The sequence below is a fragment of the Kitasatospora sp. NA04385 genome, assembly GCF_013364235.1.
Taxonomy (GTDB): domain Bacteria; phylum Actinomycetota; class Actinomycetes; order Streptomycetales; family Streptomycetaceae; genus Kitasatospora.
On the sequence record NZ_CP054919.1, the window covers coordinates 5,671,166 to 5,682,500 of the forward strand.

An 11,335-nucleotide genomic window follows, 5' to 3' on the forward strand; every position below is an offset into this window, starting at 1 on the left:
GGCCGGTCAGGCGCCCAGCACCCGGCGCAGGTAGTCGTTGGCGAACCGGCGCTCCGGGTCGACCTTGTCGCGCAGCGCCGTGAAGTCGCCGAAGTGCGGGTACACCGAGGACAGGTACTCGGCGTCCCGGGTGTGCAGCTTGCCCCAGTGCGGGCGGCCCCGGTGGGCGGCCATCAGCTTCTCTACCTCGGTGAAGTAGGACAGTTCGCGGGTGCCCCGGTACAGGTGGACGGCGATGTACGCGCTGTCCCGCCCGTTCGCGGTGGACAGCCACAGGTCGTCCGCCGGGGCCACCCGCACCTCCACCGGGAAGCTGATCCGCCAGTCCGAGCGCTCCACCATCGCCCGCAGCTCGCGCAGCACCTCGGTCGCCGCCTCGCGCGGCACCGCGTACTCCATCTCGATGAAGCGCACCTTGCGCGGGCTGGTGTAGACCTTGTACGGCTGGTCGGTGAACCGGCGCTCGGACCAGGCCCGGCTGGCGATCTTGGCGATGGTCGGGATCGCGCCCGGGAAGCTGCGGCCCACCCGGCAGGCGCCCTCCCAGACCGTGTTCGACACGAAGTCGTCGTCCAGCCACGCCTTGAACTTCGGCAGCGGCTCGGCCGGGCCCTGGCTGCGGTTGTTCCGCTTGGTCGAGCAGCGGTCGGTGTGCGGGAACCAGTAGAACTCGAAGTGCTCGTTGACGGCGGTCAGGTCGTCGAAGGAGTGCAGCACCTCGTCGAAGCCCATCGGCTTCTCGTGCGCGCTCAGCAGGAACATCGGCTCCACCGCGAAGGTCAGCGCGCTCACCACGCCCAGCGCGCCCAGGCCCAGCCGCGCGCCCTGGAACAGCTCCGGGTCCTCGGTCGCCGAGCAGGTCCGCACCGAGCCGTCGGCGAGGACGATCTCGACCTGCTGGATCTGCGCCGCGAGCGAGCCGGAGTCCCGGCCGGTGCCGTGGGTGCCGGTGCTGGTCGCGCCGGCGACGGTCTGCACCTCGATGTCGCCCATGTTCGTCAGCGAGAGGCCGGCGGCCGCGAGCAGGCGGTTCAGCCGTTGCAGCGGCAGGCCGGACTCGACGGTGACCGTCCCGGCGGCGCGGTCGATCGAGCGGACGGCGGTCAGGTTGTCCGGGCGCACCAGCACGGCGTCCCCGGCGGCCGCGATCGAGGTGAACGAGTGCCCGGAGCCCACCGCCTTCACCGGCAGCCCGGCCTGCCCGGCGGCGACGACCGCGGCCGAGAGCTCCTCCACCGAACCCGGCGCCACCACCCGCGCGGGCCGTGCGCTCTGGTTCCCCGCCCAGTTCCGCCAGACCTCGGTCATCTCCAGAGCCTCCCGCTCGCGCGTGTCCTACCTTCCGGTTCTACCGGTGGGTACGGGGAGCGTAGTCACAAAGGGAGGATGAAACCAGGGGCTCGAGGAACGGCGAGAGGCCCCGCCGGGGGCTCGGGGAACGGCGAGAGGCCCCGCCGGGGGCTCGGGGAACGGCGAGCCCGGGGCTGCGGACGGTGCACTGCCGTGGCGCGCATCTGCTTCTGGTTCCTGTCACGGCACGCAGCAGCACGGACACTCCGATGGGCTCCGGCCGTCAGCAGCACGGACCCGCCGTTCCCCGGGCCCCTGATGGCGTCTCCCGCCGTTCTCAGCGGGCCCCGGACGGGGCTTGCGCCGCGGGTGCCTGCACGGCGGTGAGCAGTTGCGTGCGCAGGCGGGGGAGCCCCGCGTAGCCGACCGTCGCGGCGAGGACGGCCGCGGCGACCGGGACCCAGTAGCCGTGGGCGCTGCCGGCCGCGTCGACGACGATGCCGGCGGCGGAGGAGCCGGCGGCGACGCCGAGGGCCAGGCCGGTGGTGGTCCAGGTCATGCCCTCGGTGAGGCGGGCGGCGGGGACGAGCCGTTCGACCAGGGCCATGGCGGTGATCAGGGTGGGGGAGATGGCGAGGCCGGAGAGGAAGAGCGCGGCGCCGACGCCGAACAGGGCCGCGGTGCCGTGCAGGAACTGCGCGGCCAGGACGAGCGGGGCCATCCCGGCGGCCATCACGCCGACGCCGACCAGGAAGCGGCGGTCCATCGCCCCGGTGAACTTGAGCGCGCCGAACACCGCCCCGGCCAGGCAGGAGCCGAGGGCGTACACGGCCAGCACGTAGCCGGACGCGGCCGGGTGCCCCTGGGCCTTGGCGAAGGCGACGGTGACCACCTCGACCGAGCCGAAGACCACGCCGATCGCGCCGAGGGTCAGGACCAGGGTCTGGAGCCCCTTGTCGCGCACGACCGAGCTGCCGGCGTGCTGCTCGACGGGGTGCGCGGGCGGTTCGGTGCGGCGCTGGGCGGTGAACAGCAGGACGCCGACCACCAGGAAGACCCCGGCGAGCAGCAGGCCGGACTCGGGGAAGAGCGAGGTGGCCAGGGTGGCGGCCAGGATCGGGCCGACGATGAAGCAGATCTCGTCCGCGACCGCCTCGAAGGAGTACGCGGTGTGCAGCTTGGGCGGCTCGTCCCGGTAGAGGTGGGCCCAGCGGGCGCGGACCATGGAGCCGGTGCTCGGCATCGCGCCCATGCCGGCGGCGAAGACGAACAGCGTCCAGTCGGGGAGGCCGTAGTGCGCGCCGAGCAGCAGCCCGGCGGCGGAGAGCACGGTGACGCCGGTGGCCGGGAGGGCGACCCGGCGCTGGCCGTACCGGTCGACCAGGCGGGAGATCCGGGGGCCGAGGACCGCGGCCGAGACGGCGAGGAAGGCGGACAGCAGGCCGCCGAGCCAGAAGGAGCCCTTGATCTCGCCGAGCATCGTGACGATGCCGATCCCGGTCATCGAGATCGGCAGCCGGGCGACCAGCCCGGTGAAGGAGAAGGCCAGGGAGCCGGGGGCGGCGAATATCTGGCGGTAGCTGGACAGCACGGGGGGTGGCTCCGTCGGGGTCGGATGGCGGTCTGACGGGTGGGGGATGCAACCATCGGTAATGCGTGACAGTGATGCACACAGCTTACGAAGCGGGGCCGATCGCCTGCATCCGGGTTGTTCGCGGACATCCCGGACACCGCACCGCCGCCGCTCCCGGACCCCGCGCGCCGCACCGGGCCGCCCGTGCGCCGGACGGCCCGTTCCGAGTGGCAGGATCGGAGCCATGTCCGACACGCGCACGCCCAGCCCGACCGACCCCGCGCCGTACGACGCGCTGCTGCTGCTCTCCTTCGGCGGGCCGGAGGGCCCCGAGGACGTGGTGCCCTTCCTGGAGAACGTCACCAGGGGGCGGGGCATCCCGAAGGAGCGGCTGGCCGAGGTCGGCAAGCACTACTTCCTGTTCGGCGGGGTCAGCCCGATCAACGAGCAGAACCGCGAGCTGCTGGGCGCGCTGCGCAAGGACTTCGCCGAGCACGGCCTGGACCTGCCGGTGTACTGGGGCAACCGGAATTGGGCTCCGTACCTGGTGGACGCCCTGCGGGAGATCGTCGACGACGGCCACCGCCGGGTGCTGGTGCTGGCCACCAGCGCGTACGCCGGGTACTCGGGCTGCCGGCAGTACCGGGAGAACCTGGCCGACGCGCTGGCGCAGCTGGCCGCCGAGGGCCGGCCGGAACCGACCGTGGACAAGCTGCGGCACTTCTACAACCACCCCGGCTTCGTCGGGCCGATGACCGAGGCCGCGCTGGCCGCGCTCGCCGGGCTCCCGGCCGGGGTGCGCGACGGCGCCCGGCTGGCGTTCACCACGCACTCGATCCCGACCGCGATGGCCGAGACCTCCGGCGCCCCCGACGACCCGGCCCGCGGCACCCCCGGCGGCGCGTACGTCGCCCAGCACCTGGAGGTGGCCCGGCTGATCGCCGCCGCGGTGGCCGAGCGCACCGGCGTCGCCGACCGGCCCTGGGAGCTGGTGTACCAGAGCCGCTCCGGCGCCCCGCACGTCCCGTGGCTGGAGCCGGACATCTGCGACCACCTGGAGGCGCAGCACGCGGACGGCGCCGCGGCGGTGGTGATGGTGCCGATCGGCTTCGTCTCCGACCACATGGAGGTCAAGTACGACCTGGACACCGAGGCGGTGGCCAAGGCCGCCGAGCTCGGCCTGCCGGTCGCCCGGGCCGCCACCGTCGGCGCCGACCCGCGGTTCGCCGCCGCCGTCCGGGACCTGGTGCTGGAGCGGGCCGCCGCCCAGCGCGGCGAGCCGGTCACCCGGTGCGCGCTGGGCGCCCTCGGCCCCAGCCACGACCGGTGCGCCGCCGCCTGCTGCCCCAACCCGCGCGCCCCCCGCCCCGCCGCCGCCGAAGAAGCCTGATCCCCGAGGCCCCGAGGCCCCGAGACTCCGAGATGACGAGGAACCGAGACCTGTGACCGACGACCTGCTGCAGGACCTGCTCGCCACCGCCGTCGAGGCCGCCACCCGGGCCGGCGCCCTGCTGCGCGACGGCCGCCCCGCCGACCTCGGGGTGGCCGCCACCAAGAGCAGCCCGGTGGACGTGGTGACCGAGATGGACCTGGCCTCCGAGAAGCTGGTGCTGGAGCTGATCTCCACCCGCCGCCCGGACGACGGCTACCTCGGCGAGGAGGGCGCCGACCGCCCCGGCACCAGCGGGGTGCGCTGGGTGGTCGACCCGCTCGACGGCACGGTCAACTACCTCTACGGACTGCCCTCCTGGGCGGTCAGCGTGGCCGCCGAGCTGGACGGCGAGGCGGTCGTGGGCGTGGTCTTCGTGCCCGCCCGGGGCGAGCTGTTCCAGGCCGTGCGCGGCGGCGGCGCGACGCTGGACGGCCGCCCGCTGGCGGTCCGCCCGGCCCCGGTGTGGGGGCGGGCGCTGGTGGCCACCGGCTTCGGCTACCTGCGCGAGCGGCGGGTGCACCAGGCCGAGGTGCTGCACGCGCTGATGGGCGAGGTGCGCGACGTGCGCCGCGGCGGCGCGGCCGCCGTCGACCTGTGCGACCTGGCGGCCGGCCGGTTCGACGGCTACTACGAGCGCGGCCTGGCCCCCTGGGACCGCGCCGCCGGCCTGCTGATCGCCGCCGAGGCCGGCGCGCTCACCGGCTCCCGCCCGGGCCTGCCCGCGGACGGCGAGCTGACCGTCGCCGCCCCGCCCGGCGTGTTCGAGCCGCTCCAGGCCCGGCTGGAGGAGCTCGGCGCCTGGCACGACTGAGCCCCGCCCGCGGGCAGCGAAAAGCCCCGGTCCGGAGAACCGGACCGGGGCGCTCGTCGTACGGATCGTGCGCGGGTCGTGCGGGGAGGGACGGTCAGGCGGCGGAGCGGTGCGTGCCGAGGACCGGGTCGACGCCGTGTTCGGTGGCGAGACGCTGGAGGTCCTCCAACTCGGACTGCTCGACCTCGGCCAGGAACTCGTCCCCGGACTCGATCGCGCGGTGCAGATCCTGCTCGGCGTTCTTGATCCGCTGAAGGATTCCGGCGGTGAAGGCGTCCATACGGGCCCCCTTTGCTGTGTCGGACGGGCGCGGTCCGAGCGACCCCCCGGCTTGGAACCTGACAAACCCCGGCGGGCACCTCGGACCGGATGCAGGTTCCGGTCGGGCGCTCGTGCGGCACTGGAGCCGCGACCCGGTGGCGTTCCGTCCCAGGCCGGTGCGGATGGGGCACTCGGCGGGTGGTGGTGGCCGCGACGCGCCGGAAGACGGCATCACGGTGTGCAGGTGTCCTCCCCACCCCCGGCTCAAGGAAACCTCCAACTCCCGGAAAAGTTGCCCGAGTCACAGTCCAAACAGGTACCGGCCGCTCCGTTTTCGCGGACGGCGCACCGGACTTACGACTGCTTTACCGCGCGACCAGGCAGGATGGAGGCACCGTCGGACCCGCCTGCCCGGGTCCGCGCCCGGCGCACCAGCGGCCCGCGCGGGCGGACACGGTCAGGGCCGTTCCAGCAGAAGGGACAACCACCGTGCGGGTACTCGTCGTCGAGGACGAGCAGCTGCTCGCCGAGGCCGTCGCCACCGGCCTGCGCCGGGAGGCCATGGCCGTCGACGTCGTCTACGACGGGGAGGCCGCCCTCCAGCGGATCGCCGTGAACGACTACGACGTGGTGGTGCTCGACCGGGACCTCCCGCTGGTCCACGGCGACGACGTCTGCCGCCGGGTGGTCGAACAGGGCCTGGCCACCCGGGTGATCATGCTCACCGCCTCCGGGGACATCAGCGACCGGGTCGAGGGCCTGGAGATCGGCGCCGACGACTACCTCCCCAAGCCGTTCGCCTTCAGCGAACTCGTCGCCCGGGTGCGCGCCCTGGGCCGCCGCGCCACCGTCCCGCTGCCCCCCGTGCTGGAACGCTCCGGGATCAGCCTGGACCCGGGCCGCCGCGAGGTCATCCGGGACGGCAAGCCCGTCCAGCTCGCCCCCAAGGAGTTCGCCGTCCTGGAGGTCCTGATGCGGGCCGGCGGCGCCGTGGTCTCCGCCGAACAGCTGCTGGAGAAGGCCTGGGACGAGCACACCGACCCGTTCACCAACGTGGTCCGCGTCACCGTGATGACGCTGCGCCGCAAGCTCGGGGACCCGCCGGTGATCGTCACCGTGCCCGGCTCCGGCTACCGGGTGTGACCCGCACCCCCGAAGAACCCGCCAGCTGAGAGGACTTCCGGCCATGACCACCCCGCCACTCCCCGGCGGGGCCCCCGGCACGCCCGCCTCGGGCCCGGACCAGGTGCCCCCGCGACCGACGCACCCCCCGCGCCGCTCCGACCGCGACCGAGCCGACGACACGTACCACCCCGGCGACGGCCTGTTCGCCTGGCTGTCGCTGCGCCCCACCATCCGGATCCGGCTCACCCTGCTGTACGGCGGGATGTTCCTGATGGCGGGCGTGGTCCTGCTGCTGCTGATGTACTACTTCGTCCGCTCGGCCTTCGACCAGGCCCAGCTGCCGCACCTCACCCTCGGCCGGGGCGTCGCGATCACCGTCAACGGCGAGACGATCAGCGACCAGAACACCCTGGACCAGATGATGAACGCCCTCCAGGAGGGCAACAGCAACCAGGCCCTGTCCACCCTGCTGCGCCGCGCCCTGACCGCCCTGGTCTTCCTGGCCGTGATCGCCTTCGCGGTCGGCTACGCGATGGCCGGCCGGGTGCTCCACCCGCTGGGCCGGATCACCCGCACCGCCCGCGAGGTGGCGGGCAGCGACCTGCACCGCCGGATCGACCTGGACGGCCCCGACGACGAGCTCAAGGAGCTCGCCGACACCTTCGACGAGATGCTGGAGCGGCTGGACCGCGCCTTCGACTCGCAGCGCCGCTTCGTCGCCAACGCCTCGCACGAGCTGCGCACCCCGCTGGCGATCAACCGGACCCTGCTGGAGGTCCAGCTGGCCGACCCGGGCGTCTCGCCCGACCTGCAGCAGCTCGGTAAGACCCTGCTGGCCACCAACGAGCGCAGCGAGCAGCTGGTCGAGGGCCTGCTGCTGCTCGCCCGCAGCGAGAACGAGCTCACCGAGCGCCGCCCGGTCGACCTCGCCGAGGTCGCCCAGCGCGCCATGGAGCAGACCCGGGCCGAGGCCGCCAACCGCGAGGTCGAGCTGCGCGCCGAGCTCGCCCCCGCTCCCGCCAACGGCAACGGCGTGCTGCTGGAGCGGATCGCGCTCAACCTGCTGCAGAACGGCACCCGCTACAACGGCCCCGGCGGCTGGGTGGAGATCACCACCTCGGCGGTCCGCGGCGGGGGCGGCGAGCTGGTGGTGAGCAACACCGGCCCGGTCGTCCCCGGCTACGAGCTGGAGCACATCTTCGAGCCGTTCCGCCGGCTGAAGAGCACCGACCGCACCCGCAGCGACAAGGGCGTCGGGCTCGGCCTGTCCATCGTCCGCTCCGTGGTGCGCGCCCACGGAGGCACCATCGAGGCCACTGCCCGCCCCGGAGGCGGCCTGCGGGTGCGGGTGCGCATCCCGTAGCCGCCGACCCGCCCCGGGTCCGGTGGCGCCCCGTCCAGGCGCTCCGGCCCCGCCGGGCTTCCCCCAGCCGCCCCCGCCCAGCCGTGTCGGAACGACATAAGCGCTGGACAGGGGCGGCTTGTCATTTGCGGCCGGGACAACTTACGGTGTCGTAACCTACGCAGCCGTAGGTCAGCCCGTCCCATCCGCAGGAGCCACGCCGTGACCATCGCCCCCGTGCAGCGCACCGCCACGACCGCCTGGACCGACGCCAGGCTGATCCTCGCGCTCGAAGAGGTCGTGGAGACCGAGCTGAACCGCCACCTCAAGGTGGCCAAGGAGTGGATGCCGCACGAGTACGTGCCGTGGAGCCAGGGGCGGGACTTCGACGGCGTGCTCGGCGGCGAGGCGTGGTCGCTGGAGCAGTCCAAGGTCACCCCGCTGGGCCGGATCTCGCTGGTGGTCAACCTGCTCACCGAGGACAACCTCCCGAGCTACCACCACGAGATCGCCAGCATGTTCGGCCGCGAGGGCGCCTGGGGCACCTGGGTGCACCGCTGGACCGCCGAGGAGGGCCGGCACGGGATAGCGATCCGCGACTACCTGCTGGCCACCCGCGCCGTCGACCCGGTCGAGCTGGAGCGGGCCCGGATGGCGCACATGGCCGAGGGCTTCGAGTCGGACAACGCGCACAGCATGCTGCAGTCCGTCGCCTACGTCGCCTTCCAGGAACTGGCCACCCGGATCGCCCACCGCAACACCGGCCACCACTCCGGCGACCCGCTCTGCGACCAGCTGCTGGCCAAGATCGCCAACGACGAGAACCTGCACATGGTCTTCTACCGGAACCTGCTCAAGGCCGCCCTGGAGCTCGCCCCCGACGAGACCATGCGCGCCATCGCCGACGTGGTGATCAACTTCCGGATGCCCGGCCACGGCATGCCCGGCTTCGAGCGCTCCGCCGCCCAGATCGCCATCGGCGGCATCTACAACCTGCGGATCCACCACGACGACGTGCTGCAGCCCGTGCTGCGCCACCTGAAGGTCATGGAGGTGGCCGGCCTCGGCCCGGTCGGGCAGCACGCCCAGGACGAGCTGGGGGCCTTCCTGGCCGGTCTGGACACCCAGGCCACCCGCTTCGACGAGCGCCAGGCCGCCCTGCTGGCCCGCCGCGCCGCCGCGGCCGCCGCCCGGGCCTGACGGCCCCCGGCGGGGCGTCCGCCCGCCCGGACGTACCGGAGGGTATGCGGACAATTCGGTGGCGCGCGCCTCCGCCGAAAGGCCCGCTTTGACGGAAAAAGCCCGCTGTCGCTCGCAATGTGACGAACCTCACACCTGTCCGGAACGCTTCCCCGGGTCCCCCGGTGGAGTGATCACCCGTTCGGGTCAGGCGGTCGCACTGGGTGATCGCCCGGTCGGTCCGCCGCCGCCCCGGTTGATCGTCAAGAGCCGTCCGCCGCCGCCGAGTTGCCACCCTCGGTGCTCCGGTGCGGCCACGTACCGTGATGATCGGAAAGTTCCGGTCCGAACCGCTTCACCCGTACGGTGGACGGTGTTCGAGCTCCGTTCGGTCACCCCAACGGGCCCTTGTCCGGATGTCGATTGAGTAACGGGGCTTGAAGTAAGGCACAATCTCGGCCTCGGGTCGGGCACAAGACCGGCCCCCCAGGCGTTACGTGCGCTGGAGACACCCGCACACACCCAAAGGGGGAGAGCGAAAACTATGGCAACGGACTACGACACCCCACGCAAGACCGATGACGACCTCAACGAGGACAGCATCGAGGAACTCAAGGCCCGTCGGAACGAGAAGGCGTCCAGCTCGGTGGACGTCGACGAGTACGACGCCAACGAGGGACTGGAGCTTCCGGGCGCCGATCTCTCGAACGAGGAGCTCTCGGTTCGAGTGCTGCCCCGCCAGGCCGACGAGTTCACCTGCATGAGCTGCTTCCTGGTGCACCACCGGAGCCAGCTCTACAGCGAGAAGAACGGCCAGCCGATCTGCCGGGACTGCGGAGCCTGAAAACGGAGCGGCACTGGCCCGGGCGGGCGAGACCCCTCCGCCGGCCCGGTACGCCGCCCCGTCCGGTTCCGTGCAGCAGGACCGGAGGCAGTAGCAGCGGCCGTCCCGAGCGGTCGCACCCGGTAGGGCGCGAGCCGTGCGCCCGCCCACGCAGGGCTCGCAGACAGACCGAAAGGGACGGTCCCACCTCCGGGTGGGACCGTCCCTTTCGGTCTGTCCGGGCCCGCCCGGGCCGCGAACCCCTCAGCGGCTCCGCTCGGCCCCCCGCGCCGCCGCCGACGCCCCGGCCAGCGCGTCCGCCAGCTTCTGCGGGGAACGGGTCGACAGGTACAGGTACGGGGTCGGGTCGGCCGGGTCGGTCACCTCGACCTTCAGCGCCGTCGGCACGTAGCTGCGCAGCAGCATGAACGCCCGCGGATCGGCCTTCACCGAACGCCAGGCCACCGCCTCCTTCGGGTTCAGCACCTCGGCCGCGCCCAGCGCGCTCACCGGGATGCGGGCCGGGCCGGCCACCAGCGACCCCTGCACCACCCGGATCCGCGCCGACCCGTAACTGCTCAGCGCGGCGGCGCCCGCGGCCACCCCCACCACCAGCCCGATCAGCGCGCCCACCCCGCTGAACCGGAGCAGGATCAGCGCGAGCGAGAGCCCGAGCGCCACGGACAGCAGCCACCAGGACCGCGGGACGGTGAGACGTTCCTCGTACATGCCCTCCATTGTGGGCGCTCCCCACACCGGACCGACCCCCCGGGGGCCCGCGCGGCGGGCCGGTTCGCGCCTGTCCCGGCAAGCTACCGGCAGGTAGGGTCGGCGCCGTGAACGGACCCACCACCCCCACCACCCCGCCCGCGGACGCCGTCCTCCCCGACCGCTCCCCGCTGGCCCCCGCGCCCGGCACCCTGATCGGCTCCCACTACGACGAGTGCTTCGGCTGCGGACCGCAGCACCCCCAGGGCCTCCAACTCACCGCCGTCGCCGGCGAACACCTCGACGTCACCGCGCAGTTCACCGTCAAGTCGGCCCACCAGGGCGGCCCCGGCCTGGCCCACGGCGGCGTCCTGGTCAGCGCCATGGACGAGACGCTCGGAACGCTCAACTGGCTGCTCGGCGCCCCCGCCGTCACCGGCCGGCTGGAGACCGACTTCGTCCGCCCCGTCCCCGTCGACTCCGTGCTGCACATCCACGCCCGGGTGACGGGCGTGCAGGGCCGCAAGGTCTACAGCGCCGCCGAGGGCCGCATCGACGGCCCCGACGGGCCGGTCGCCATCCGGGCACAGGCGCTCTTCATCCAGGTGAAGCTGGAACACTTCACCACGCACGGTCGTCCAGAGGACGTGCAGAAGGTCCTGGACGACCCGGACCAGATCAAACGCGCCCGAGCCTTCGAGGTGAACCCGTGACCGACCCCGTCCGCCCGCCCGTCGACATCCTGATCCGCCGGCTCGACCCGGAGATCCCGCTCCCCGCCTACGAGCACC

Annotated in this window: 12 protein-coding genes (1 of these 12 only partly in view); 8 read left to right on the forward strand and 4 right to left on the reverse strand. The window is 73.2% G+C overall.

From position 1 onward, the window contains the following. Positions 1 to 6: 6 nt before the first annotated feature. On the reverse strand, positions 7 to 1,308 hold the full coding sequence (locus HUT16_RS25230) for a D-arabinono-1,4-lactone oxidase (RefSeq protein ID WP_176190342.1): 1,302 nt from the start codon (positions 1,306 to 1,308) through the stop codon (positions 7 to 9). 319 nt (positions 1,309 to 1,627) lie between these two features. Further along, positions 1,628 to 2,881, reverse strand: coding sequence for an MFS transporter (locus HUT16_RS25235; RefSeq protein ID WP_176190343.1), 1,254 nt, complete (start codon positions 2,879 to 2,881; stop codon positions 1,628 to 1,630). Between the two features lie 226 nt (positions 2,882 to 3,107). Here HUT16_RS25235 and HUT16_RS25240 point away from each other — a divergent pair, with 226 nt between their 5' ends. Both HUT16_RS25240 and HUT16_RS25245 read left to right on the forward strand, forming a co-directional pair. Beyond that, positions 3,108 to 4,253, forward strand: a complete 1,146-nt coding sequence (locus HUT16_RS25240; protein WP_176190344.1) for a ferrochelatase — start codon at positions 3,108 to 3,110, stop codon at positions 4,251 to 4,253. 52 nt (positions 4,254 to 4,305) lie between these two features. Continuing rightward, a complete protein-coding gene (locus tag HUT16_RS25245; RefSeq protein ID WP_176190345.1) occupies positions 4,306 to 5,106 on the forward strand; it encodes an inositol monophosphatase family protein in 801 nt (266 codons plus the stop codon). Between the two features lie 94 nt (positions 5,107 to 5,200). Here HUT16_RS25245 and HUT16_RS25250 read toward each other — a convergent pair whose 3' ends face one another. After that, on the reverse strand, positions 5,201 to 5,386 hold the full coding sequence (locus tag HUT16_RS25250; RefSeq protein WP_030458050.1) for a hypothetical protein: 186 nt from the start codon (positions 5,384 to 5,386) through the stop codon (positions 5,201 to 5,203). Positions 5,387 to 5,856: 470 nt separating this feature from the next. Here HUT16_RS25250 and HUT16_RS25255 point away from each other — a divergent pair, with 470 nt between their 5' ends. The 4 genes from HUT16_RS25255 to HUT16_RS25270 all read left to right on the forward strand — a co-directional run bounded on the left by HUT16_RS25255 (position 5,857) and on the right by HUT16_RS25270 (position 9,857). Beyond that, entirely contained in the window at positions 5,857 to 6,510 is a 654-nt protein-coding gene (locus tag HUT16_RS25255) for a response regulator transcription factor (protein WP_100840350.1), read from the forward strand. Between the two features lie 43 nt (positions 6,511 to 6,553). Next, the gene (locus tag HUT16_RS25260; protein ID WP_176190346.1) at positions 6,554 to 7,855 is read left to right on the forward strand and encodes a cell wall metabolism sensor histidine kinase WalK; all 1,302 of its coding nucleotides are present in this window, start codon (positions 6,554 to 6,556) and stop codon (positions 7,853 to 7,855) included. 201 nt (positions 7,856 to 8,056) lie between these two features. Beyond that, positions 8,057 to 9,034 (forward strand): acyl-ACP desaturase, encoded by a 978-nt coding sequence (locus HUT16_RS25265; protein ID WP_176190347.1) that lies wholly within the window; start codon positions 8,057 to 8,059, stop codon positions 9,032 to 9,034. Between the two features lie 523 nt (positions 9,035 to 9,557). Further along, positions 9,558 to 9,857 (forward strand): DUF4193 domain-containing protein, encoded by a 300-nt coding sequence (locus HUT16_RS25270; RefSeq protein WP_014138508.1) that lies wholly within the window; start codon positions 9,558 to 9,560, stop codon positions 9,855 to 9,857. A 243-nt stretch (positions 9,858 to 10,100) separates the two neighbouring features. Here the strand turns inward: HUT16_RS25270 and HUT16_RS25275 are convergent, their stop codons facing one another. Continuing rightward, a complete protein-coding gene (locus HUT16_RS25275; RefSeq protein ID WP_176190348.1) occupies positions 10,101 to 10,574 on the reverse strand; it encodes a DUF3093 domain-containing protein in 474 nt (157 codons plus the stop codon). Positions 10,575 to 10,672: 98 nt separating this feature from the next. Here HUT16_RS25275 and HUT16_RS25280 point away from each other — a divergent pair, with 98 nt between their 5' ends. Next, positions 10,673 to 11,257: a PaaI family thioesterase gene (locus HUT16_RS25280; RefSeq protein WP_176190349.1), complete on the forward strand. Its 585-nt coding sequence runs from the start codon at positions 10,673 to 10,675 to the stop codon at positions 11,255 to 11,257. Beyond that, positions 11,254 to 11,335, forward strand: the start of a protein-coding gene (gene dut, locus HUT16_RS25285; RefSeq protein WP_176190350.1) for a dUTP diphosphatase. The gene runs 386 nt beyond the window's last position; the window shows 82 of its 468 coding nt (coding positions 1-82); it begins with the start codon at positions 11,254 to 11,256; the stop codon falls past the right edge of the window. The genes HUT16_RS25280 and dut overlap by 4 nt, the downstream gene beginning before the upstream one ends.